General features: G+C 59.1%; 20 protein-coding genes. 10 read left to right on the top strand and 10 right to left on the bottom strand.

What is annotated here, in order from left to right; all coding sequences use genetic code 11:
* The first annotated feature begins 54 nt into the window (after positions 1–54).
* Entirely contained in the window at positions 55–1776 is a 1722-nt protein-coding gene (gene poxB, locus MFP24_RS10430; RefSeq protein WP_249230486.1) for a ubiquinone-dependent pyruvate dehydrogenase, read from the top strand.
* Between the two features lie 81 nt (positions 1777–1857).
* On the opposite strand, the gene MFP24_RS10435 is transcribed toward poxB, so the two are convergent.
* The gene (locus tag MFP24_RS10435; protein WP_249230487.1) at positions 1858–3141 is read right to left on the bottom strand and encodes a citrate synthase; all 1284 of its coding nucleotides are present in this window, start codon (positions 3139–3141) and stop codon (positions 1858–1860) included.
* A gap of 301 nt (positions 3142–3442) precedes the next feature.
* On the opposite strand from MFP24_RS10435, the gene MFP24_RS10440 reads away from it, so the two are divergent.
* From MFP24_RS10440 to MFP24_RS10450, 3 genes are all read left to right on the top strand, one after another.
* Positions 3443–5770, top strand: coding sequence for a Tex family protein (locus MFP24_RS10440; protein WP_249230488.1), 2328 nt, complete (start codon positions 3443–3445; stop codon positions 5768–5770).
* A gap of 225 nt (positions 5771–5995) precedes the next feature.
* Positions 5996–6355, top strand: a complete 360-nt coding sequence (locus MFP24_RS10445) for a type II toxin-antitoxin system RelE/ParE family toxin (RefSeq protein ID WP_249230489.1) — start codon at positions 5996–5998, stop codon at positions 6353–6355.
* A complete protein-coding gene (locus MFP24_RS10450; protein ID WP_249230490.1) occupies positions 6339–6662 on the top strand; it encodes a helix-turn-helix domain-containing protein in 324 nt (107 codons plus the stop codon). Before MFP24_RS10445 ends, MFP24_RS10450 begins: the two co-directional genes overlap by 17 nt.
* Positions 6663–6747: 85 nt before the next feature.
* Here the strand turns inward: MFP24_RS10450 and MFP24_RS10455 are convergent, their stop codons facing one another.
* From MFP24_RS10455 to bioH, 5 genes are all read right to left on the bottom strand, one after another.
* Positions 6748–8076, bottom strand: a complete 1329-nt coding sequence (locus MFP24_RS10455; RefSeq protein WP_249230630.1) for an FtsX-like permease family protein — start codon at positions 8074–8076, stop codon at positions 6748–6750.
* 49 nt (positions 8077–8125) lie between these two features.
* Positions 8126–8815: an ABC transporter ATP-binding protein gene (locus tag MFP24_RS10460; protein ID WP_249230491.1), complete on the bottom strand. Its 690-nt coding sequence runs from the start codon at positions 8813–8815 to the stop codon at positions 8126–8128.
* Positions 8816–8823: 8 nt separating this feature from the next.
* On the bottom strand, positions 8824–9300 hold the full coding sequence (locus MFP24_RS10465) for a hypothetical protein (RefSeq protein ID WP_249230492.1): 477 nt from the start codon (positions 9298–9300) through the stop codon (positions 8824–8826).
* 9 nt (positions 9301–9309) lie between these two features.
* On the bottom strand, positions 9310–11055 hold the full coding sequence (locus MFP24_RS10470) for an alkaline phosphatase (protein WP_249230493.1): 1746 nt from the start codon (positions 11053–11055) through the stop codon (positions 9310–9312).
* Positions 11056–11156: 101 nt separating this feature from the next.
* Positions 11157–11936: a pimeloyl-ACP methyl ester esterase BioH gene (gene bioH, locus MFP24_RS10475; protein ID WP_249230494.1), complete on the bottom strand. Its 780-nt coding sequence runs from the start codon at positions 11934–11936 to the stop codon at positions 11157–11159.
* A 40-nt stretch (positions 11937–11976) separates the two neighbouring features.
* Between bioH and gntX the strand changes: the two genes are divergently transcribed.
* Both gntX and nfuA read left to right on the top strand, forming a co-directional pair.
* Positions 11977–12684, top strand: coding sequence for a DNA utilization protein GntX (gene gntX, locus MFP24_RS10480; RefSeq protein ID WP_249230495.1), 708 nt, complete (start codon positions 11977–11979; stop codon positions 12682–12684).
* Between the two features lie 59 nt (positions 12685–12743).
* Positions 12744–13319: a Fe-S biogenesis protein NfuA gene (gene nfuA, locus MFP24_RS10485; RefSeq protein ID WP_009111132.1), complete on the top strand. Its 576-nt coding sequence runs from the start codon at positions 12744–12746 to the stop codon at positions 13317–13319.
* 21 nt (positions 13320–13340) lie between these two features.
* Here nfuA and malQ read toward each other — a convergent pair whose 3' ends face one another.
* Genes malQ through glpG form a run of 4 tightly spaced genes read right to left on the bottom strand, consistent with a single transcriptional unit; the run spans position 13341 to position 19566 of the window.
* Positions 13341–15449, bottom strand: coding sequence for a 4-alpha-glucanotransferase (malQ, locus tag MFP24_RS10490; RefSeq protein ID WP_249230496.1), 2109 nt, complete (start codon positions 15447–15449; stop codon positions 13341–13343).
* A gap of 11 nt (positions 15450–15460) precedes the next feature.
* Positions 15461–17908 (bottom strand): maltodextrin phosphorylase, encoded by a 2448-nt coding sequence (malP, locus tag MFP24_RS10495; RefSeq protein ID WP_249230497.1) that lies wholly within the window; start codon positions 17906–17908, stop codon positions 15461–15463.
* Positions 17909–17953: 45 nt separating this feature from the next.
* Positions 17954–18712, bottom strand: a complete 759-nt coding sequence (locus MFP24_RS10500) for a DeoR/GlpR family transcriptional regulator (protein WP_009111129.1) — start codon at positions 18710–18712, stop codon at positions 17954–17956.
* 23 nt (positions 18713–18735) lie between these two features.
* Positions 18736–19566 carry a rhomboid family intramembrane serine protease GlpG gene (gene glpG, locus MFP24_RS10505; protein ID WP_249230498.1) on the bottom strand — a complete coding sequence of 277 codons (831 nt, stop codon included), beginning with the start codon at positions 19564–19566 and terminating at the stop codon, positions 18736–18738.
* 270 nt (positions 19567–19836) lie between these two features.
* Here glpG and rbsK point away from each other — a divergent pair, with 270 nt between their 5' ends.
* The 4 genes from rbsK to MFP24_RS10525 are packed head-to-tail and all read left to right on the top strand — an operon-like array spanning position 19837 to position 23510.
* Positions 19837–21048: a ribokinase gene (gene rbsK, locus MFP24_RS10510; protein ID WP_249230499.1), complete on the top strand. Its 1212-nt coding sequence runs from the start codon at positions 19837–19839 to the stop codon at positions 21046–21048.
* Positions 21049–21108: 60 nt separating this feature from the next.
* Positions 21109–22038: a dihydrodipicolinate synthase family protein gene (locus tag MFP24_RS10515; RefSeq protein ID WP_249230500.1), complete on the top strand. Its 930-nt coding sequence runs from the start codon at positions 21109–21111 to the stop codon at positions 22036–22038.
* Positions 22039–22081: 43 nt separating this feature from the next.
* Complete coding sequence (locus MFP24_RS10520) at positions 22082–23029, top strand: tripartite tricarboxylate transporter substrate binding protein (protein ID WP_249230501.1); 948 nt, start codon at positions 22082–22084, stop codon at positions 23027–23029.
* 37 nt (positions 23030–23066) lie between these two features.
* The gene (locus MFP24_RS10525) at positions 23067–23510 is read left to right on the top strand and encodes a tripartite tricarboxylate transporter TctB family protein (protein WP_249230502.1); all 444 of its coding nucleotides are present in this window, start codon (positions 23067–23069) and stop codon (positions 23508–23510) included.
* The last annotated feature ends 6 nt before the right edge of the window (positions 23511–23516 follow it).

Here is a 23516-nt window from a genome sequence, read left to right on the forward strand (position 1 = left end):
GCTTAATGCATGTATGCTTTTTTCTGTGTGGTAATCAGAAAGGAGCGAAAAAGTATGAAACAGTCCGTGGCCGCTTTAGTAGCAAAAACCCTGGAAAGCGCCGGCGTAAAACGCATTTGGGGCGTAACCGGGGATTCGCTGAACGGGTTGAGCGATAGCCTGAACCGTATGGGCACCATCGAATGGATGCCGACGCGTCATGAAGAGGTGGCGGCATTCGCCGCCGGCGCCGAAGCGCAAATCAGCGGCGAGCTGGCGGTTTGCGCCGGTTCCTGCGGACCCGGCAACCTGCATTTGATTAACGGCCTGTTTGATTGCCATCGCAATCACGTTCCGGTGCTGGCCATCGCGGCGCATATTCCTTCCAGTGAAATCGGCAGCAACTACTTCCAGGAAACCCATCCGCAGGAACTGTTTCGCGAATGCAGCCACTACTGCGAGCTGGTTTCCAATCCGCAACAGCTCCCCCAGGTATTGGGTATAGCGATGCGCAAGGCGATTCTCAATCGCGGCGTTTCCGTGGTGGTGCTACCCGGCGATATCGCGCTGCAACCCGCGCCGGAAGAGGCGACGTCGGACTGGTATCCACCGCAGCATCCCCTGGTTCAGCCCAACGACGGCGAGATGCGCAAGCTGGCCGACCTGCTGAATAAGGCCAAAAACATTACGCTGATGTGCGGCAGCGGCTGCGCGGGCGCCCATGATGAAGTGGTGCAATTGGCCGCCGCGCTGAAAGCGCCGGTGGTCCACGCGCTGCGCGGCAAAGAACATATTGAATATGACAACCCGTACAGCGTCGGCATGACCGGCCTGATCGGCTTCTCATCCGGCTACCACGCCATGATGAACGCCGATACGCTGGTGCTGCTGGGCACGCAGTTCCCTTACCGCGCCTTCTACCCGGCCGACGCCACCATCGTGCAGATCGATATCAACCCCGGCAGCCTCGGTTCGCACTGCCATGTGGATATGGCGCTGATGGGGGATATCAAATCCACGCTGAGCGCGCTGCTGCCGCAGTTAGAGGTAAAAGCCGATCGCAAATTCCTCGACAAGGCATTAGAGCACTACGCCGATGCGCGTAAAGGGCTCGACGATCTGGCGACCGCCAACGATAAACAGGCGATCCACCCGCAGTATCTTGCGCAGCAAATCAGCCGCTACGCCAGCGAGGATGCGATCTTTACCTGCGACGTGGGAACGCCGACCGTATGGGCCGCGCGCTATCTGAAAATGAACGGTAAACGCCGCCTGATCGGCTCGTTCAGCCACGGTTCAATGGCCAACGCCATGCCGCAGGCGCTGGGGGCGCAGGCGACCGATCGCCAGCGTCAGGTTATTTCGCTGAGCGGCGACGGCGGGTTCAGCATGCTGATGGGCGATTTTCTGTCGGTCGCCCAGCTCAGGCTGCCGGTGAAAATCGTGGTGTTTAACAACAGCGTGCTGGGCTTTGTCGCCATGGAGATGAAGGCCGGCGGCTATCTGACAGACGGCACCGAGTTGAAAAACCCTGACTTTGCCGCTATCGCCAACGCCTGCGGCGTGAAAGGCATCCGGGTGGAAAAAGCCTCCGAACTGAACGCCGCGTTGGAAGAGGCCTTTGCCTTCGACGGCCCGGTGTTGCTCGACGTCATCACCGCCACCGAAGAGCTGGCGATGCCGCCGCAGATCAAGCTGGATCAGGCAAAGGGCTTTAGTCTTTACATGCTGCGCGCCATTATCAACGGACGCGGCGATGAAGTGATTGAGCTGGCGAAAACCAACTGGCTGCGTTAACACCGCATCGGAGCCGCTCGCCCGAGCGGCGGATTCAACCTATAAATCGGCCGCTCAGGGCGTCAACCACGCTTCCCGGCGTTATTTATCCTGCCGGGAAACATAGTCCCGGCGGGGCTGCCCGGTGTAAACCTGACGCGGACGATAGATCCTGAGCTCCTGCCCATGCATTTCATTCCAGTGCGCAATCCAGCCCACGGTGCGGCCGACCGCGGAGATCACCGTAAACATGGATGACGGCAGCCCCATCGCCTTCAGGATCACCGCGGTGTAAAAATCGGCGCTGGGATACAGTTTATGCTCCAGGAAATAGGGATCGGTAATGGCGATATGCTCCAGCTCGACGGCGACCTGCAGCAGGCTGTCTTCCATCCCCAGTTCGCTGAGTACTTCATGGCAGGTTTTGCGCAGGATGGCGGCGCGCGGATCGAAATGGTGATAGATCGAATTACCGAAGCCCATCAGCCGCAGCGAGCTGCGATTATCCTTGGCGCGCCGTAAAAATTCGGGAATGCGATCGACCGTTTTGATCTCTTCCAGCATACGCATACAGGCTTCGTTGGCGCCCCCGTGCAACGGCCCCCACATCGAGGACAGCCCCGCCGCGATGCAGGCGAAGGGATTGGCGCCGGACGAGCCGGAAGCCCGGACCGCCATGGTGGACGGACACTGGCCGTGGTCGGCGTGCAGAATCAGAATCCGGTTCATCGCCCTTTCCAGCACCGGATTCACTTCATATTTTTCCGCCGGCACCGCAAACAGCATATGCAGGAAATTACCGGTATAGGAAAGCGCATTTCGCGGGTAAACCGAGGGCTGTTCAATCGTATATTTGTAACACATCGCCGCCAGCGTCGGCATTTTCGACAGCAGCCGCACCGCGGCCAGCTCGCGGTGTTCGGCGTTATCAATATCCAGCACGTCATGGTAGAAGGCCGCCAGCGCCCCGACGACCGCGCACATCAGCGCCATGGGATGGGCGTCGCGCCGAAAGCCGCTGAACATCCGGCCGATCTGCTCATGCACCAGGGTATGGCGGGTAATGGTATTGGCGAAGCTGGCGTATTCGTCCCTGGAGGGCGCCTCGCCGTGCAGGAGAATAAAACAGACTTCGGTAAAATCGCATTTATCCGCCAGTTGCTCGACGGGAAAACCGCGGTGCAACAGCACGCTGTTGGCGGCGTCAATGTAGGTAATCGCCGATTCGCATCCCGCCGTATTGGCAAAGCCGGGATCGTAGCTGTATAGATCCTGAGCGCCGAGCGGGCGGATATCCAGCGCATCCTTTCCCATCACCCCCGACCGAATATCCAGCGTGATATTTTCCTGCCCGTCGCGTACAAGGGCGGCCTTTCTTACTGTCATTGATGCTCTCCTGACCCAATTGCTACTGGTGGTGGCTATTTTATGGCTATGGTCGCCCGCCGTCGCCGAACAACTTCCCCATGCTTATTTAATACGCTAAAAACGCCGCGCGGTGATCACAATCTTATCTAAAATTGATGCAGATAAAGTTTACCCTACCCCGGTAACCGTTTTTTTACCATGCCGCCGCGGCGATAGCCGTCTTCCCCCGACGGGTACGGCTGGCATTTTTTGTTATCAAACCGTATAACTGTCCTCCAGTTGTTTAACCCATTAATTGATGACTATCGATATCAGACCTATGAATGATTCATTAAGCCAGATTATCGCCGGCGAACTGCAGGCGCGTACGGAGCAAGTGGACGCCGCCGTTCGCCTGCTGGACGAAGGCAACACCGTCCCTTTTATCGCCCGATACCGCAAGGAAGTGACCGGCGGGCTGGATGATACGCAGCTGCGCCAGTTGGAAACCCGCCTGGGTTACCTGCGCGAACTGGACGATCGGCGCCAGACTATTCTGAAATCCATCGACGAACAGGGAAAACTGACCGATCAGCTCGCCGCTGCCATTAACGGCACGCTGAGTAAGACCGAGCTGGAAGATCTCTATCTGCCGTACAAGCCCAAGCGGCGCACCCGCGGCCAGATCGCCATCGAGGCCGGCCTCGAACCGCTGGCGGACAGCCTGTGGCGGGATCCGGCTCAGGAGCCGGAACGGGCGGCGCAGGCTTATATCGACGCCGATAAAGGCGTGGCGGACGTGAAAGCGGCGCTGGACGGCGCGCGTTATATTCTGATGGAGCGCTTTGCGGAAGACGCGGCGCTGCTGGCGAAAGTGCGCCACTATCTGTGGAAGAACGCCCACCTGGTTTCCCGCGTGGTGGAAGGGAAAGAGGAGCAAGGGGCGAAGTTTCGCGACTATTTCGACCATCATGAGCCGATTGCCCAGGTGCCCTCCCACCGGGCGCTGGCGATGTTCCGCGGTCGCAACGAAGGGATATTGCAGCTGTCGCTCAATGCCGATCCGCAGTTTGAGGAAGCGCCGCGCGAAAGCTACTGCGAGCAGATTATTATCGACCATCTGAACCTGCGGCTGGGCGACGCGCCGGCGGACGGCTGGCGGCGGGCGGTGATTAACTGGACCTGGCGCATCAAGGTGCTGCTGCACCTGGAAACCGAGCTGATGGGCAGCGTGCGGGAAAAAGCGGAAGACGAGGCGATCAACGTCTTCGCCCGCAATATGCACGACCTACTGATGGCGGCGCCGGCGGGCATGCGCGCCACCATGGGGCTGGACCCCGGCCTGCGCACCGGGGTGAAAGTGGCGGTGGTGGACGCCACCGGCAAGCTGGTGGCCACCGATACCATTTATCCGCATACCGGCCAGGCGGCCAAAGCCGCGGCTATCGTCGCCGCGCTGTGCATCAAGCATCAGGTGGAGCTGGTGGCCATCGGCAACGGCACCGCCTCGCGGGAGACCGAACGCTTCTTCCTCGATACCCAAAAACAGTTCCCGGACGTCAAAGCGCAGAAGGTGATCGTCAGCGAAGCGGGGGCCTCGGTGTATTCGGCCTCGGAGCTGGCGGCGCTGGAGTTCCCCGATCTCGACGTGTCGCTGCGCGGCGCGGTGTCCATCGCCCGCCGCTTGCAGGACCCGCTGGCGGAACTGGTGAAAATCGATCCGAAATCCATCGGCGTCGGCCAGTACCAGCACGACGTCAGCCAGAGTCTGCTGGCGAAAAAACTGGATGCGGTGGTGGAAGACTGCGTCAACGCCGTCGGCGTCGATCTGAATACCGCCTCCGTCGCCCTGCTGACCCGCGTGGCGGGCCTAACGCGGATGATGGCGCAGAATGTGGTGGCCTGGCGGGATGAAAACGGCCGTTTCCGCAACCGGGAACAGTTGCTGAAAGTCAGCCGCCTGGGACCGAAAGCCTTTGAGCAGTGCGCGGGCTTTCTGCGTATCAATCACGGGGACAACCCGCTGGACGCCTCGACGGTTCACCCGGAAGCCTATCCCGTGGTGGAACGTATTCTTGCCGCCACCGAACAGGCCATTCAGAACCTGATGGGCAACCCCGAGGCGCTGCGCAACCTGAAACCCGCCGATTTCACTGACGAGCGTTTCGGCGTGCCCACCGTGAGCGACATCATCAAAGAGCTGGAGAAGCCGGGGCGCGATCCGCGGCCGGAGTTCAAAACCGCCAGCTTCGCCGACGGCGTGGAAACCCTGAACGATCTGCTGCCGGGCATGATCCTGGAAGGCGCGGTCACCAACGTCACCAACTTCGGCGCCTTTGTGGATATCGGCGTTCATCAGGACGGGCTGGTGCATATCTCCGCCCTCGCCGAGCGCTTTGTCGATGACCCGCATAAAGTGGTGAAAGCCGGGGATATCGTAAAAGTCAAAGTGATGGAGGTCGACCTGCAACGCAAACGCATCGCGCTGACCATGCGGCTGGACGAACAGCCGGGGGAAACCGCCGCGCGCCGGGGCGCCGGAACGCGCGACGCCGGCGCCCCGGCCAACCGGCCGGCCGGCAAATCCCGCCCCCGCCCGGCCAACGCGCCGACGGCAGGCAACAGCGCCATGAGCGACGCGCTGGCCGCGGCGTTTAAAAAGCGTTAAAGCCTAGGCGTAACGAACATGGCGATCAGGATCACCGCCATGTTCACCTCTCATTAACCCCGCCGCAGATAAACAATTTCAAAAAAATATCGCTCATCTTGACCATGCCCGCTTACGGTTAGAAATACGGCGATTGTTTGCCGCCACCAGACACTTTGAATCTGTAACAAACAAGCGTAATGTATCACCAGGTGCCATAGTTAAAGGTGACAGGATGTTGGCCTAATGCGCGTATTCAAAACCAAGTGGTTTACTAAAGTCGCTAAATCCCATGCTATCCAGGATGGTGAGCTGTATCAGGCTATTGAGGCCGTGATGCAAGGGAAAGCCAACGACCTTGGCGGTGGCGTTTATAAAAAACGCCTTAATCGGAATCGCGATCGCGCCATCATATTGGCTAAAGGTGGAGAACGCGGGTTCTACGTTTTCCTGTATGCCAAACAAGACATGGCAAACATTGACGCTCGTGAACTAGCAGGCTTCCGGGAATTGGCGCAGCACTACGCCGGCCTCGCTGATGAAAAAGTTACCGCATTGATAAAGAGTAAAGAATTGGTGGAGATTTACCATGACCGCAAAAAGTAAATTCAAGAGTCCTGCATTTGAAGCAATCCATAGCGCTGCTTCCGGGCTATTTAACGTTGGCGCGATCCCGCAGGAAACGATGCGCAATTTTGATAAAGCCTGCATTAATAGCGTGAATGAATTAAAACCAATTGAGATCAAAGCATTGCGGGAAAAAATGAATGTGAGCCAGCCGGTTTTCGCTCGCTATCTGAATACCAGCGTTTCAACGATTCAGAAATGGGAAACGGGGGTGAAACGTCCAAGTGGATTATCGTTGAAATTACTGTCGGTGGTCCAAAAGCATGGGCTGAAAGTATTGATGTAATTTCAGCCCGTCGAAAGGGGGAAGTCAGGTTGCCGATGCCGACCAGCATGCAAATACAGCGACCGCAACCTGCCTTTTTAAAACCTTACTCCCCCCGCAGCGCCGCGGCGGGCGACCGGCGGTAAGCCAGCATGGCGGGAACGGTCAGCACCACGGCGGCGACCAGCAGCAAGAGCAAGACGAACCTTATATCTTCCCATTCCAGCGTCACCGGCAGGACAAAACCGCTCTTCTCGCTCATGATCACCGCAATGGCCCGGGCGGCGGCATAGCCGATGCCCGTTCCCAACAGCACCCCGGCGCTCACCAGCGACATCAGCCCGCACCAGATCAGCGCGAAAATACCGTAACGCGGCGCGCCGAACGCCCGCAGCGCGCCAATCTGTTTTTGCCGCTGCCGCAGATGAATCACCGCCACCATCGCCACCGCCACGCCGACCAGCGCCTGGGTTCCCACGGAGAGGTAAACCAGCAGCTCGCGGATATCCCCCAGAATAGAATAGAGTTTTACCAGCACTTCGCCGGGAAACACCGCCTGAGTCTGGTTGGTGCGATACAGCGAACGCAGCTGATAGGCCCCGGCGATACTCTTGGGCTTGACCACAATGGCCGGCACCCCCGCCGGATGAACATGCTCCCGCTGCGCGCCGCGCTCGTGCTCCTCGGCGTGATGCCGTTCGGACTCGTTATGACGCTCGTCCGCACGATGCTCATCGCCGTGATGCTCGTCATCATGGTGCTTATGCGCGCCCTGAGGCTCTTCATCCTCATGATGGTCATGCCCGGTGTCGTCCGGCGGCTGAATGCCGTGTACCCGCCAGACCGCGTTCACCGGCACCAGAATCGCCTTGTCCCAGGCGCTGCCGTCGGCGGGCAAAATCCCTACGACGGTGTACGTCACCCCGTCGTGCGCATGCGCGCCCTCGGTGCCGATCTGTCCGTGTACGGGACTGAATTTGTCCCCCAGCGCCAAACCGCTGTGCTCGCCCGCCACCGCTTCGTAACCATCGTTAAATACCCGCCCGGCCGTCAGCCGCCGCTTGCCGTTATCAGTCACCAGCGGCGCCGTGGTGCCGACAATCGGCATCCCCTGATAGAAGTCGCCAAACGCCACCGGCGCCGCCCAGGCCACCAGCGGATTTTTCGCCAGGTCGTCCAGTACCTGCGCGGGGATCAGCGTCAGCGCCGAGGGTTGCAGGAAAACGGAAGAGAGCACCAGCTGCGTTTCGCTGCCCGGTGCGCCGATCACCAGATCAAAGCGATCCGCCGCTTGCGCGCTCCCCATGCGCAGCGCTCTTTCCTGTAGGCTGACGGAAATGCTTAACGCCGTGGCGGTCGCGATCAGCAACACCACCACAAGGATGCCCGGCCATAAGCGGCGCCAGTCAACCCAAATCAGCCGCCATGGGATCATCATGCCGCCTCCGGTTGGGCGCGGTCGGCGATCAGCCGCCATGGGATCATCATGCCGCCTCCGGTTGGGCGCGGTCGGCGATCAGCCGCCCTTTTTCCAATTGCAGACAACGGGCCATGCGCGCCGCCAGATGGCGATCGTGGGTGATGGCCACCAGCGTGGCGCCGTTGCTGCGCGCCAGCGTCGCCAGCAGATCGGCGATTTGCTCGCCGCTGCGCGCATCCAGACTGGCCGTCGGTTCATCGGCGACGATAATTTCCGGCGCGCTCAGCAGCGCTCTGGCGACCGCCACCCGCTGTTTTTCGCCGCGCGACAGCACCTCAACCGGGCGCGTGCCGGTATCCAGCCCGACCTGCGCCAGCAGATCGGCCGCTCGCCGCTTTAACGCGGCGGGCAGGCGCCAGTAATGAAAACGCGCCGGCAGCAAGACGTTTTCCAGCGCGCTCATACCGGGAAACAGATGAAAATCCTGCATCACCAGCCCCACGTGTCCGGCCCGCCAGCGATCGCGTCCCGCTTCATTCAGCCGGCGGATATCCTGCCGCGCCCAGATCACGCTGCCCGTACCGCTGTTATCCATGCCGGTGATGGCATTCACCAGCGTGGTTTTGCCCGAGCCGGACGGCCCCATCACCGCCACCCGCTCCCCCGCCGCAATACGCAACGCCGGGATATCCAGCACGGCATCCGGCGTATCGGGAAAGGTGACGCTCAGGTCCTGAATCAGTAACTCCGCCATCGCCCCTCCTACAGGGTATCGAACGTCGCTTCACGCAGCCGCAGCAGGCTGACGAAGCCGGTTTGCGCATCGGTCCACGAACCGTGCTCCAGCACGCCCTCCACCTCAATCATGGTGTTGTTCTGCACGAAGGTTTGCCGCTTGGCCAGATAGACCACCACAATGTCTTCCGGCCAGTCGGCATCGGAGGAACAGAAAGGGCACAGCGCCATCGGCATTTTGGTTAACACGAAGAACTGCGATTCAGCCTTCAGGGGGGGCGCCATAAAACCGCGCATGGTTACCCGCTGGCCGGATAACGTTTTAACATCGTCGGAGAATTCCAGCCCCAATACGCCATAAGACGCATATAGCCTGTCGAAGGAGAGTTCGGACGGCGCGGCTTTCACATGTGCCGACGGCGCCAGCAGCACGATCAGCAATATGACTTTCAGCCAGATAAATAGCGGGGCTGCCCCCGCCGGATTGCCATTGGACTCGCTCATACCGCTCAATTACTTCTTGTCCTGCGGTTTTATCGCCAGGGCATCGACAATCACCCGGAACAGCTCGGTGTTTTCCATATAACCGCGGATCCGTTCCGCCCCCGGACCGCTGGCCTGAATCACCATATCGTCCACCGCATGCACGCCGGTGTCGGAAGAGCGCGGCAGAATGCCCTCGCGGAACACCGCGCCCGGCGTTTTTTCATAGGCTTTGTTCGCCACATACTCATCTTTCTCGTTCTTGATGGCCGGCACAAAGGTGCCATCCAGTTTCGGACGGAAGGTTTCGTAGTAGTCAGGGAAGTTGTTGAAGAAGACCGCCAGACGTTTGGAGACATTCACGTCGTCCGGGTAACCGTCCTTATTGGCGTCCTGATAGTTCGGATAGCCGGCGTCTTCATACACGCCGATCTTTTCGCGCATATCGTCGCCCGGTTTTTCATCATCCACCGTGCCGATAATGGAGATGCCGTGAGTATGGTCGCCGGTGACGATAATCAGCGTATCCGGGTTTTTCTCGGCAAACTTCTGCGCCAGCGCCACCGACTGATCCAGCATGATGGTGTTATAGAAGGATCGTTCCCAATCCAGCGGATGCGAGGCTTTGTCAATCAGCGCGGACTCCACCATCAGGAAGAAACCATCCTGGTTTTTAGACAACACGTCCAGCGCCGCCTGGGTCATCTCGGTCAGATCCGGCTGATTGGGGAATTTCTTCGCCACGTCGTTCTTCAGGAAACGGCGATCCAGCACGCCGTCCATATTGCCGGTATGGAACAGCCCCAGCAGCTTGGTGGCCTGCGCCGCGTTCTGCTTCAGGGTGTCGGCGTCGGTCGCCAGCTGGTATCCCGCCTGCTGGAATTTTTCAATATAGTTATTTTCGTCTTTGCGTTTTGAGCCGGGCGTACTCTTGGGCAGGAAATAGGCCGAACCGCCCCCCAGAATCACGCTGGGCTGGACCTGGTAAAACATCTCGACGATTTCCGCTTTATCCGCGCGACGGCGGGTGTGGGATACCACCGCCGCCGGCGTCGCATCTTCAATTTCAGCATCGCTGACCACGCCGACGGACATCTTGGTCGAACGGGTAATCAGCTCGCCCAGCGTTTCCTGTTTCGGATGCTCCAGCGAGTTCTTACTGCGGCTGACGTACACGCCCAGCGCATTTACGCCGGATTTGTGGCCCGTCATGTAGGCGCTCATGGTATTGGCGCTATCCGCGGCGATGGAATCGGTGCTGGAAGTCCCGGCGAACGCCATATATTGCAGATCGTCAATCGCCAGACGGCCGTCGGCTTTCCCGTCGGTCACGCCTTTAGACAGAATGCGGGCGCCGGTACGGTGGGCCACCGACAGGCCGTCGCCGATAAACAGGATCACGTTTTTGGCTTTACGCTCAGCGGACGTCGGGTAAACGTCCCAGGTTACCGCGGAGGATTTTCCTTTGGCCCGCGCTTCCACCACGTATTTGCCCGCCTGCGGCAGGCTGGCATCCCGCACCCACACGGTGGAGACGTTTTCGCCGTCTTCACGTTCGACAAAGGCGGCCGCTTTTCCCAGCACCTGCTGATAATCTTTGCCGTTGATCAGGATACGAATGTCTTCCGGCTTGAGCACCTCATCAAATTCGACTTTAAAATCGAACTTCCCGCCGGTAAGAATGGTGGCGCGGTCGATGGGATAAATGGCCTGCGCCTGGGCGATCCCCGGCAGTGCGGCGGCAAACAGTAAAGGCAGTAACCAACGAGCTTTCATCGAGATGTCCTTGATTGCGGAATTAACAGGACATAACCTAATGGTCTTTTTTTACAGTTTGATGAACATGGATATCCTTGCTGACATCTGGTTACATGCCGTCATACCACCTCCGGCCGCCGGCTGAAAGCCAGCAGCCGTTCAACCACCGCGTCGGGGTGGGAAATAAACGGCGCATGCGCGGCTTTGGGGATAACCACGGAAGCGCTGTTCGGCCACAGGCTATCCAGCAACCCCGCCACCCGGCGCGGCACCAGTCCGTCCAGCGCCCCGTACAGGCGCAGAAACGGCAGCGCCAGCGATGCCAGCGGCTGACGCAGATCCGTCTCGCGCAGGATCTCCAGCCCGCCGTTCAGCGCCTCGACGGAGGGCATGGCCTGTCCCAGCACCACGCGTTTCAGCAACCGGGCGTCCTGGCGCGCGCTCTCCGTGCCCAGCGTTTGCAGCGCCAGAAAACGTTCGACGGTGCGCTGAAAATCCTCGCTGAGCTGTTGCTGAAAGCCGTGCAACACCTCCGGCTTAATCCCCGGCCACGCCTCTTTGGCGCCAAAGCAGGGGGACGAGGCCACGGTGATCAGGCCGCTCACCCGCTGCGGCGCGCTTAACGCTATCCGACTGGCGACCAGCCCGCCCAGCGACCAGCCCAGCCAGATGGCGCGCTCCGGCGCCTGCGCCAGCACCGTTGCCGCCATCTCCTCCAGCGACAGCGCCCCGAATCCCCGGCTTCTGCCATAGCCGGGCAGGTCCACCCGATGCAGGCGAAAATGCGCAGCCAGTCGCGGCGCGATGCCATCCCATACCTGCGCATTCAGTCCCCAGCCGTGCAGCAACACAAGTTCTGTTTTTCCTGCGCCTTCGGTCTGCCAATACAGCGATTTCATCCGTTATCTTCCTGTTTTATCATTTTTCGGGGATACGCCTATGTTAACCATCGCCGCCCGCTGCTGGCTATGCCGGCTGCCGCTTTATCACAGCCGACACGGAATTTGCTCATTCTGCCAGCGCCATTTGCCCCCGCTCCCCGCCTGCTGTCCGCGCTGCGGACTGCCCGCGGGCGATACCACGCGGCCATGCGGCCGCTGTCTGCGCAATCCGCCGCCCTGGCAATCAATCATCTTTGTCAGCGACTATGTTCCACCGCTTAACGCGTTGATAAAAGAGTTCAAATTCAACGGTAAAACGGAGCTGGCCGCGGCGCTTGCCCGGCAAATTTTATTACGCTGGCTGGCGGCCCACCGTGAACGGGCGCTGCCGGTCGCGCCTTATCTGCATCTGCCGCGCCCCGAGCAGCTGTTCACCGTGCCGCTGCATAAACGGCGCCACTGGTCGCGCGGATTCAACCAGACCGAACTGCTGGCCCGCCCCCTGAGCCACTGGCTGCGCTGCGACTATGAACCGCGGGCGATTACCCGCGTGCGCCAGACCCGGATTCAACAACGGCTCGGCGCCGGCGCCCGGCGTAAAAATCTGCGCGGCGCTTTTCGCTGCGACCTGTCGTTGACGGGAAAACAGGTGGCGTTGCTGGATGACGTGGTGACGACGGGCAGTACCGCGGCGGAAATCAGCCGGATGTTGCTGAATCGAGGGGCGGCCGGGGTTCAGGTATGGTGTTTGTGCCGCACCTTGTAGTTCGCGGGGGGATGGGCGTATTATAACCGGTAAGCATGGTCAACATTGAGTCTAACATTATGATCCGTATTACTGACGCTGCTCAGGAACATTTTCTAAAATTGCTGGCAAAACAGGAAGAAGGCACGCAAATCCGCGTTTTCGTCATCAATCCCGGCACGCCGAACGCCGAGTGCGGCGTCTCCTATTGTCCGCCAGACGCAGTGGAAGCCAGCGATACCGAACTGAAGTTTGAGAAAATTTCAGCCTACGTGGACGAACTCAGCGCGCCCTATCTGGAAGACGCCGAAATCGATTTCGTCACCGACCAGTTGGGCTCTCAGCTTACGCTGAAAGCGCCCAACGCCAAGATGCGTAAAGTGGATGACGACGCGCCGCTGATTGAACGCGTGGAGTATGTGCTGCAATCGCAGATCAACCCGCAGCTGGCCGGCCACGGCGGCCGCGTGACGCTGATGGAAATTACCGACGACGGCCTGGCGATCCTGCAATTCGGCGGCGGCTGCAACGGCTGTTCGATGGTCGACTACACGCTGAAGGAAGGGATTGAGAAAGAGCTGCTGGAAAAATTCCCCGAGCTGAAAGGCGTTAGGGATCTCACCGAGCACCAGCGCGGCGAGCATTCCTATTACTAGCGTTTCCATTATGATGCCGGGTCATTTACCGTCCGCGGCATCCTCCTCGCAGGCGGCGGGCAGCGCCACGCCGCGGCGCAAATCGATATCCCGAATCAAACGCTCAAGATAGCGGTCGACGAAGATAGACTCCAGCGTGCGGCTAAGCTTGCGCCGCCAGTTGGGGAATTCCCGGCTGGTGCCGGGCACGTTGACCGGGGTCGCCATATCCAGCCAGTCTTCCAGCTGAAAGCCGACCAGCGCGCTGGCCGTGTCGGCCATAAAACGCTGAACGCCACGGTTAAGCGGCGCCCCCATGGTCGTCAACGCGGAATTTCGCCCCACCCGCTGCGGCAGCAATCCGTGCTGATGCAGCGCATTCAACAGCCCCTGTTTGGCCTTTTCCCGCGATTGAATTTGCTGTTGCAGTAGCTCGTCATGCGGATACAGCCCCAAATCCCTGCCCAGCGACAGATCCACCGCCTGCCAGTAACCGCGCAGCGTGGGGAGATCGTGGGTGGTGATGGTGGCCATCGCCTGTCGCGGATAGCGCTCGGGGGAACGGAAGCGATACTGCTCGTCCTTTTCAAAAAACAGGACTTTATAGGAATAGACGCCGCAGTCATGCAGCTTACTGACGATCTCCGGCGGCACCGTTCCCAAATCCTCGCCGATCACCAGGCAGCGATGGCGCTGGCTTTCAAGCGCCAGTATCGCCAGCAGATCGTCCAGCGGGTAATGCACGTAGGCGCCGTTAACCGCGGACTCCGCTTTGGGTATCCACCATAGGCGCAGCAGCGCCATCACGTGGTCGATGCGCAGCGCGCCGCAGTTCGCCATATTGCTGCGCAGCACATCGATAAACGGCTGGTAGCCGCGCAGCCGCAGCATCTTGGGGTTCATCGGCGACAGCTGCCAATTTTGCCCCTGCGGCCCCAGCGGATCGGGCGGCGCGCCCACGGAGGCATCCAGACAGTATAGCTGCCGTTCGTCCCAGGTTTCAGCGCCCCCCTGCGCCACGCCCACGGCTAAATCGCGATACAGACCGATAGGCAGACCAAGCTGCTTGCTGTGCGCGAAGCACTCCGCCAGCTGTTCATAAGCCACCCATTGCAGCCAGCAGTAAAACTTGATCTCATCGGCGTGTTCATGGCGAAACGACTTAACCGTCTCGCCGTGAACGTCATGATAGCGGGCCGGCCACTGCAGCCAGTCGGCATAGTTCTCCCCCTGGCGCTTCAGATAGGCCTGCAAGGTGTCGAAGGTCGCCTGTAGCTGCAGACTTTGCCCGCCGTTCACCACAAACTGGCGAAAGGCGCTGATGCGCGGGTCCAGCGGGCTGCGGGTGATAAAATAGTTAAACGCCATGCGTAATGCGTTCAGCTTGAGCGCGGTGACCGCTTCATAATCCACCCAGCGCTCCGCGCGCAGCGCCGCCACCCGCTGTTGCATTTCCTCTTGCTGCCACCACTGTTGCGCCGGCGAACTCTGCTGAAAATCATCCACCCGATTGACGTCAATATAGATGACGTTCAGCCAATGGCGGGAGGAGGGGCTGTACGGGCTCGCCGCCTCAGGCTCCGCCGGGTACAGCGAGTGCAGCGGATTCAGCCCGACGAAGGCGCCTCCGCGGCGGGCGATCTGTTCCACCAGCTGGCGCAAATCGCCAAAATCCCCCACGCCCCAGTTATTTTGCGAACGCAAGGTATACAGCTGGACGGTCACGCCCCACCAGCGCTTGCCCTGTAGCAGGGCTTGCGGCTCGTAACAGCGGGGCGGCGCCACGATAATCCGGCAGTTCCAGCGCTGGTCGGCCTGCGTCAGCGTAAGATGATGATACCCCAGCGGAAGCGCCTCCGGCAGCGTCAGGCTGGTCGCGCCGGTCACCTGCCCCTGAATCTGTCCGCCGTTTTCATACATCAGCGTCCAGTGAAATTCCCCGTTGCCGGCCAGTTCGATAACGGCATCCCGCCCCTGCAGAAAAACCTTTACCGGCGGCAGCGGCGCACCGTCGCTTCCGGAGACATCCATCATCGCCAGCAGCCTGTCCCTGATCGATGCGTCGACAATGTGCTCATTGCCATAAGCATCGGTATATTTTTCCGCAATACCCACCTGCTGGATTGCCGCGTTCTCCGCCTTGAATACCATCTTCCTTTTCCTTAACGACGCCCTTGCCAAATGCGCTTCTGGTAATCATGAATCGCTCTATCCGAGCTGAACATCCCCATTCTGGCCGTATTCAGTACACAACGGCGAGTCCATTCCTCCGGTTCACGATATTGCGCATCCACCTGCCGCTGCACCTGACAATAAGGGGCGAAATCAGCCAGTAACAGATAGGGATCGCCCGCTTCCAGCAGGCTGTTCAACAGCGGAGCAAACGCTTGCCTGTCTCCCTGACTAAACGCGCCGCTGGCCAGTTCATCCAATATTTCACTTAGCAAAGGGGTATCAACAATGTAGTCCGCGGGGGTATATCCCCGCGCCTGTAACGCTTTTACCTGCTCAACCCTATGACCGAAAATAAACAGGTTCTCCGCGCCAACCTGTTGCGCCATCTCGACGTTGGCGCCATCCCAGGTTCCCACCGTCAGCGCCCCGTTCAGCGCCAGCTTCATATTGCCGGTACCGGAGGCTTCTTTGCCGGCCGTCGAGATCTGCTCGGACACGTCGGCGGCGGGAATGATCCGTTCCGCCAGCGATACGCGGTAATCGGGAATAAATACCACTTTCAGGCGATCGTTGCAGCGGCGGTCCCGATTAATTTTTTCCGCCACCTGGTTAATGGCGTAAATGATATTTTTTGCCAGCACATACCCCGGCGCGGCCTTGGCCCCAAACAGAAAGACGCGCGGAACTATATCCAGATGCGGGTTATCGCGCAATTGCCGGTACAGAGAAAGGATGTGCAACAGGTTCAGGTGCTGGCGCTTATATTCGTGCAACCGCTTGATTTGCACGTCGAACAGCGCCTGAGGGTCGAGCGTCATCCCGTAGCCGTGTTGCAGATGTTGCGCCAGCTTCACCTTGTTGTCATATTTTATCCGCCGGTAACGCTCGCGAAATCCGGCGTCATCGGCATAAGGCTCCAGCCCTTGCAGCGCGGGCAGATCGTTCACCCATTCGGCGCGCAGCGTGTCATCAATCAACGCCGACAGCGCCGGATTGCACTGTTTCAGCCAGCGGCGCGGCGTAATGCCGTTGGTGACGTTGTGAAATTTGTGCGGCCAGAGCTGGTGATACTCCGGGAACAGATCCTTCACCACCAGCTCCGAATGCAGCGCCGCCACGCCGTTTACCGCAAAGCAGCTCACCACGCACAGGTTGGCCATGCGCACCTGGCGCCGATGACACACCGCCAGCTTCGCCCACACCCGGCGATCGCCGGGCCACTGCCGCTCCACCCGCGCCTTAAACTGAGCGTCTATTTGCTTGATAACGGCAAGATGGCGCGGCAGCAGACGGGCGAACGGCCTTTCGTCCCAGCGCTCCAGCGCTTCCGGCATCAGGGTATGATTGGTGTAGGCGAAGGTGCGCGACGTCACCGACCAGGCGTCGTCCCAGCTCATCCGGTGTTCGTCCAGCAGCAGCCGCATCATTTCCGGGATCGCCAGCGTCGGGTGGGTATCATTAAGCTGGATAACCTCGTAATCGGGCAGTTCCGCCAATTTCCGCCCCGCCTGCAGATGCCGGCGCACAATATCGGCCACCGAGCAGGCGCACTGGAAGTATTGCTGCATCAGCCGCAGCCGCTTACCCGCCGCATGATCGTCGTTCGGGTACAACACCTTCGTCAGGCTGGCCGCCGCCACGCCGGACTGTTCCGCCTTAAGATAGCGCCCGGCGTTGAACAGCGTCAGGTCAAAGGGCTGGCGGTGGTCGGCCCGCCACAGGCGCAGCGGCTGGGTTTGGCCGTTGCGGTAGCCGATGACCGGCAGATCGCAGGCTTCGCCCCGGAAGAAAAAGTCGGGCCGCCACAGTTCGCGGCCGTCATCCTGCCGCTGCAATTCGCCGCCGAAACCGACGTCCACCGCCAGTTCCGGACGCGGGAAAAACCACGGATAGCCGTCTTGCCGCCAGTCGTCCGGCGTCTCCTGCTGCCGTCCCTGGGCGAAATGCTGGCGGAACAGGCCGTACTGATAGTTGAGGCCGTAGCCGATCGCCGGCTGCCCCACGGTGGCCATGGAGTCGAGAAAACAGGATGCCAGCCGCCCCAGTCCGCCATTGCCTAAAGCGGGGTCGGTTTCCTGCTCCAGCACGTCGCTCAGGCTAATCCGCTGCTGCGCCAGCACCTCGGCCGCGGCGTCATACCACCCCAGATTCAACAGATTATTGCCGGTAAGACGGCCGGGTAAAAACTCCATCGACAGGTAGTTGACGTGGCGCGCCGCCGGCCGGGCGCCGGCGTCGTCCGGCGGCGCGGGAAAAGGGCGGGATGCGGCCAGCTGTTCGGCCAGCGCGGCGCTGACGGCGCGCCAGCGCTGCGCCGGCGTCATCCGGCTCAGGGAATCAACGCCGTAATATTGCCGCTGGCGCAGCAACGCCGCGGCGAACTGTGACGGGTTAAACGCGGATGAAAACTCTCGATTAAACGGAAACAACGGCATGGCGCCTCTCCCCTCTAGTCCATCACGGAAAAAGGCACGCCTGGATCAGCACAACTCCAACTGCACCTTATATTGTTCAATGATTTTCAGCACGCTGGGTGGTGGTAGTTGATCGGTAAAAAGATAATCGATCAAATCCATATTGCCCAGGTTTACCATGGCATTGCGACCAAATTTGGAATGATCCGTCACCAGCATGACACAACGGGAGTTTTCAATGATTGCCCGCTTGGTTCGTACTTCATGGTAGTCAAACTCCAGCAATGAACCGTCCATGTCAATGCCGCTGATACCCAAGATACCGAAATCCAGACGAAACTGAGAAATAAAATCCAGGGTCGCCTCGCCCATAATGCCGCCGTCGCGGCTACGCACTTCCCCACCGGCGAGGATCAAGCGAAAATCCTCTTTGGCCGTCAGCAGCGTCGCCACATTCAGGTTATTGGTCACCACGCGCAGATTTTTGTGCTGCATCAGCGCATGGGCGACGGCCTCGGGCGTGGTGCCGATATCGATAAACAGCGTCGCGCCATCCGGGATCTGGCTGGCGACCTTGCGGGCGATGCGGGCTTTCTCTTCCGACCACATCATTTTACGGTCATTATAAGCGGTATTAACCGAACTTGAAGGCAAGGCCGCGCCGCCATGATGGCGATGGATTTTATTCTGTTCCGCCAACTCGTTCAGATCCCGGCGAATGGTTTGCGGACTCACCGCAAAATGTTCCACCAGCTCTTCGGTACTGACATACCCCTGACGACGCACCAGTTCAATGATGCCCTCATGCCGTTGTGTTTGCTTCACGTTCATCCCCTAAGCGCCCGGCTTTACCGGGTATCGGTTTTATTGTAAGTATCCCAAAAGGCCATCAATAACCCGACGACTAATCCCGCCACATGCGCCGCATTGGCTATCGACATGCCTAAAATATCGAAATATCCGGCGATCAGCCACAGCACGGCGAAAGCCATCAGGCTACGCGGCATAAATAAACGGCCTTCGGGCTCCCTTTCCCCACGCAGCCAGACATATCCCATCAAAGCATAAACAACCCCGGACAATCCACCGAAGTGAACCCCGCTGAACCAGGACTGCGCCCAGCCGCTCGCCACAGAGGAAATCAGGGTAATCATCAACAGATTACCGGTGCCCAGCGCTTTCTCCACCGGCCCGCCCAGATACCACCACCACATCAGATTGAACAGAATATGCAGCAGGGAAAAATGCAGCAACGCATGGCTGAACCAGCGCCATAGCTGCCATTCCTGTCCGGCGTCCGGATAGGACAGCCACGCCATCACCGGCTCGTAACCCGAAATCTGCATCAGCAAAAAAACCGCGATGGCGGCAATGATGATCGATAACGTCAGCAGCCCCGCCCGCTGCCGCAACGTTTGCAGATAGGAAAAGCGTTGATAGCGGATGCCGGAATCGGTGGAGCCGGTATGCCAGCTCGCCGCCTGATAGCGCGGATTGAACGGATCGCGCAGAAAAATTTCCAGCGCCTGCCGCACCTCGTCCAGCCGCCGATCGTCCGCCAGCCACAGCTCTGCTTCCTGCCCGGCGGTACGCATTTCCAGACGGACGTTCCGCGTCTGCATGTAATCAACAAACGCCTGTGCCAGACGCGGGTTGGATAGGGCAATCACTCGGATCATAATCTCGTTGCAAACCATAGAGTAAGTTGATTGGTCAACATATTAATAAAAATTCGTTTTAATAGGCAGGACAATCGTACCGCCATCGTCATATGGCTTCTTTAGCGCGCCATCCTGATAAATATTCTTTACGTCACAGATAAAACCCGGCGTTCCCGATAACATAACATGCGATTTTTGTTTACTTCCGTTTTGCCTGACAACATATGATCACAATCACTTTTTGGCCAGGTGGGCTCATTTACTCTTACCATAAGGGCGGGAGCGATTATGTTTCTCATCGAACGAAGAAATAATATTCTGGCATACCTGGATAAAAAAGAGCGAGCCGGCGTTGACTACCTGGCCGATATGTTTTCGGTATCCAAAGAAACCATTCGCAGCGACCTAAATGCCCTGGCTCGATTAAATCTGGTGCAGCGCTGCCACGGCGGCGCCGTTATTATCCGCCGCAGCTTACAGTCAAAACTCATTGCCGATACGGGAGGCGATTTCGAGGTACTTTTAACCCAGCTTAAAAGCCGGCAAAGAAATAAAAACCCGTCGAAGAAGGGAAATAAAATGCAAGGTAAGGTCTGTATCCTGGGCTCGTTTAACGTCGATATCGTCGCCAAAGTCGCGCGTTTCCCCAAAGGCGGGGAATCTTTGCTGGCGCTGGGCAGCACGCTCGGCCCCGGCGGGAAAGGCGCCAATCAGGCCATGGCCGCCAGCCGCGCGGGCGCCAAGGTGCATTTTGTCGCCAAGGTGGGAAAAGATCAATTCAGCCAGTTCGCCTACGATCATCTCTCTTCATCGGAAATACTCTCCTTTAAACTTTACCAGTCCGATAGCGAACCGACCGGGAACGCCATTATTTATGTTTCTCAGCAGGATGGCGAAAATATGATTGCCATTTATCCCGGCGCCAATAAAACCATTACCGATGATGAAGTCGCGGCTATTACGCCGGAGCTTGCCGACTCGAACGTATTATTGCTCCAGCTGGAAAATAATTTCGCCGCCACGCTTAATGCCATGAAGCTGGCGAAAACATTAAATAGTAAAGTGGTGCTTAATCCCGCGCCCTATTCCCACGATGCGCTCAACTGTCTGGAATATGTCGACGTGATCACGCCCAATGAAACCGAAGCCTCGCTGCTTTCCGGTATCGAAGTGCGCGATTTGGCCAGCGCGAAACAGGCCGCGCAGAAGATTGTCGCCCTCGGCGCGCCGCGGGTCATTATTACCATGGGCGCGCACGGCGCCCTGATTCTCGACGACGGGCAATTCCGGCATATTCCGGCATTCCCCGCGCTGAGCGTGGACACCACCGGCGCGGGCGACGCCTTTAACGGCGCCTTTGCCGCCGCCATCGCCGGCGGCCAGAGCATCGCCCAGGCGGCGACTTACGCCGCCGCGTTCGCTTCCCTGGCGGTCGAGCGCGAAGGCGCGTCGAATATGCCGCGCCATCAACAGGTTATGGCCCGTTTGGCGCAGCGCTAGCCGCTGGCGTTTTCCGATCTTTCCACTTTTTAGCACCGCATCCGCCGCAAGGAGTGAAGAATGAAAAAAATCGAAGGCATCGTTCCGGTCATGCTGACCCCCTTTACCGCACGCAACGACATTGATTACCCCGGTCTGGCAAAACTGATCGACTGGTATCTTGAGCAAGGCGTCGACGCGCTGTTCGCCGTCTGCCAGTCAAGCGAAATGCAGTTTCTCAGCCTGCCGGAGCGCGTGGCGCTGGCGCGTTTCGTGGTGGAACGGGTCGCCGGCCGTATTCCGGTGATCGCCTCGGGGCATATCAGCGACGATCTCGACGAGCAAATCGCCGAACTCCGCGCCATGGCCGAAACCGGCATTGATGCGCTGGTGCTGGTGACCAACCATCTGGACCCGCGCAATCAGGGCAGCGAGACGTTCCATGCCACGCTGCATAGCCTGCTGGCGGCGCTGCCGCAAACGATGCCGCTCGGGCTGTATGAATGCCCGGCGCCCTACCGCCGCCTGCTGAGCGATGAAGAGCTGCGCTATTGCGCCGATAGCGGGCGTTTTGTGGTGCTGAAAGACGTCAGTTGCGATCTGCCGACCGTCGCGCGGCGGGTGAAACTGGTCGCCGGCACGCCGCTCAATATTATCAACGCCAACGCGGCCATCGCTTTTGACGCCATCAAGGCCGGCTCCAAAGGCTTTAGCGGCGTGTTCACCAATTTTCATCCCGAACTGTATGGCTGGCTGTACCATCACCACGCCCGCGATCCGGCGCTGGCGCAGGAACTGGCGATATTCCTCTCTCTGGCGGCGGTAACGGAGACGCTGGGCTACCCGAAAAACGCCAAAATCTACCATCAGCGGCTGGGAACCTTCGACGGCGAACATTGCCGGGTCAACAAAGATAACGTCCTGGAAAAATACTGGGCGTTAACCGTACTGCTCGATCAGATTCGCAGCGGTACCGAGCATTATAAAAACAAAATAACATCAATAAGATAAACATCTTCTTCCACCGCATACCCTGACAAGAAGGAACCATCACATGAATATGATCCGGTTAGCCTCCTTAGCCGCCGTGTTGATATCCAGTTCGGCCTTCGCCGCATGGCCGGAAAAACCCATCACCATTATCGTGCCCTGGGGCGCCGGCGGAAACACCGATACCGTGGCACGTCTGGTTGCATCCGGACTGCAAAAAGAGCTGGGCGTCAATGTCAACGTGGTCAACCGTACCGGCGGCAGCGGCGTCGTGGGCCATGACGCCATCAAGCGCGCCAGGCCCGACGGCTATACGCTCGGCATCGTCACGGTGGAGATCGCCATGATGCACCACCAGAAAATGGCCGAGCTCAGCTATCAGGACTACACGCCGATAAGCCGGCTGGCGGTGATTTACGGCGGGCTTCAGGTCGCCAAGGACTCGCCGTACCAGGACGCCAATCAGCTGATCGAAGCGATTAAACAGCAGCCCGGCAAACTGCGCGCCTCCGGCAGCGGGCTTAAATCTGTCTGGCACCTCAACACCCTGGGCATGCTGAAGAGCGCCGGCCTGCCGGAGGATGCCGTAAGGTTTATTCCGTCGCAGGGCGCCAGCGGCGCTTTACAGGAACTGGTCTCCGGCGGGGTCGATTTCGTCACCTCTTCGCCCGGCGAAGCCAAGGGCATGGTCGACGCCGGCATGGTGCGCCATCTGGCCATTATGTCCGCCCAGCCTTCCGAACTGTACGCCAGTATCCCGCTGTTTAAACAGGCCACGCCTTACGACTGGTCGCTCACCACCTGGAATGTGCTGGCCGCGCCCAAGGGACTTCCCACCGACATCCAGACCACGCTGACCGCGGCGATGAAAAAGGTCTATGAGTCCGGGGAGTTACAGAAATTCGCCAATAACCAGGGCTTTGAGGTCGGCGCGCTATACGACGACGACCTGCTGCAGTTTATGCGCCAGGAAGACGCCCGTTTTGGCGAACTGCTCTCCACCGATCAATAAAACAGGCGGGTGTTATGCAAATAACACCTGATACGTCATGAGACTAGCGTTAGTGCTGCCGCTGCTGTTTTTACTCTTCGGGGGCGGTATTTTTCTTTATTCCTATATCGCGCTGGGGGATATCCGCTCTTTCGGCGCCGGTTTCATGCCCGCCATCATCGGCTGCCTTATCGTGCTGCTTTCCGCGCTGGATCTTATCGCCGTCTGGCGCGGAAAAGTAAAAAGTCAGCCGGGCGTCACCGGCTGGCAGGATATCGCCAGCGTCGCCCTGCTGGTGGCGGTGGTGGTTTTCTATATTTATTGCGTCGAATTACTCGGGTTTATCCTGACCGCCAGCGTCATCATGGTCGGCCTGCTGCTGCTGTTTCTGCAAAATAACAAAATTCTCGCCTCCGTCGTCGCCGTCGGTCTTGCGGCCGGTATTTATTATCTTTTTTCGACAATACTGTTGGTGCCATTGCCGTCCGGCACGCTTTTTTAATGGAGC

Source organism: Brenneria tiliae (genome assembly GCF_023347575.1).
Taxonomy (GTDB): domain Bacteria; phylum Pseudomonadota; class Gammaproteobacteria; order Enterobacterales; family Enterobacteriaceae; genus Brenneria; species Brenneria corticis.

Bases quoted from the DNA above. Each gene is read 5' to 3' on its own strand.
- poxB (WP_249230486.1), top strand. From the start codon at position 55: ATGAAACAGTCCGTGGCCGCTTTAGTAGCAAAAACCCTGGAAAGCGCC.
- MFP24_RS10435 (WP_249230487.1), bottom strand. From the start codon at position 3,141: ATGACAGTAAGAAAGGCCGCCCTTGTACGCGACGGGCAGGAAAATATC.
- MFP24_RS10440 (WP_249230488.1), top strand. From the start codon at position 3,443: ATGAATGATTCATTAAGCCAGATTATCGCCGGCGAACTGCAGGCGCGT.
- MFP24_RS10445 (WP_249230489.1), top strand. From the start codon at position 5,996: ATGCGCGTATTCAAAACCAAGTGGTTTACTAAAGTCGCTAAATCCCAT.
- MFP24_RS10450 (WP_249230490.1), top strand. From the start codon at position 6,339: ATGACCGCAAAAAGTAAATTCAAGAGTCCTGCATTTGAAGCAATCCAT.
- MFP24_RS10455 (WP_249230630.1), bottom strand. From the start codon at position 8,076: ATGATCCCATGGCGGCTGATTTGGGTTGACTGGCGCCGCTTATGGCCG.
- MFP24_RS10460 (WP_249230491.1), bottom strand. From the start codon at position 8,815: ATGGCGGAGTTACTGATTCAGGACCTGAGCGTCACCTTTCCCGATACG.
- MFP24_RS10465 (WP_249230492.1), bottom strand. From the start codon at position 9,300: ATGAGCGAGTCCAATGGCAATCCGGCGGGGGCAGCCCCGCTATTTATC.
- MFP24_RS10470 (WP_249230493.1), bottom strand. From the start codon at position 11,055: ATGAAAGCTCGTTGGTTACTGCCTTTACTGTTTGCCGCCGCACTGCCG.
- bioH (WP_249230494.1), bottom strand. From the start codon at position 11,936: ATGAAATCGCTGTATTGGCAGACCGAAGGCGCAGGAAAAACAGAACTT.
- gntX (WP_249230495.1), top strand. From the start codon at position 11,977: ATGTTAACCATCGCCGCCCGCTGCTGGCTATGCCGGCTGCCGCTTTAT.
- nfuA (WP_009111132.1), top strand. From the start codon at position 12,744: ATGATCCGTATTACTGACGCTGCTCAGGAACATTTTCTAAAATTGCTG.
- malQ (WP_249230496.1), bottom strand. From the start codon at position 15,449: ATGGTATTCAAGGCGGAGAACGCGGCAATCCAGCAGGTGGGTATTGCG.
- malP (WP_249230497.1), bottom strand. From the start codon at position 17,908: ATGCCGTTGTTTCCGTTTAATCGAGAGTTTTCATCCGCGTTTAACCCG.
- glpG (WP_249230498.1), bottom strand. From the start codon at position 19,566: ATGATCCGAGTGATTGCCCTATCCAACCCGCGTCTGGCACAGGCGTTT.
- rbsK (WP_249230499.1), top strand. From the start codon at position 19,837: ATGTTTCTCATCGAACGAAGAAATAATATTCTGGCATACCTGGATAAA.
- MFP24_RS10515 (WP_249230500.1), top strand. From the start codon at position 21,109: ATGAAAAAAATCGAAGGCATCGTTCCGGTCATGCTGACCCCCTTTACC.
- MFP24_RS10520 (WP_249230501.1), top strand. From the start codon at position 22,082: ATGAATATGATCCGGTTAGCCTCCTTAGCCGCCGTGTTGATATCCAGT.
- MFP24_RS10525 (WP_249230502.1), top strand. From the start codon at position 23,067: ATGAGACTAGCGTTAGTGCTGCCGCTGCTGTTTTTACTCTTCGGGGGC.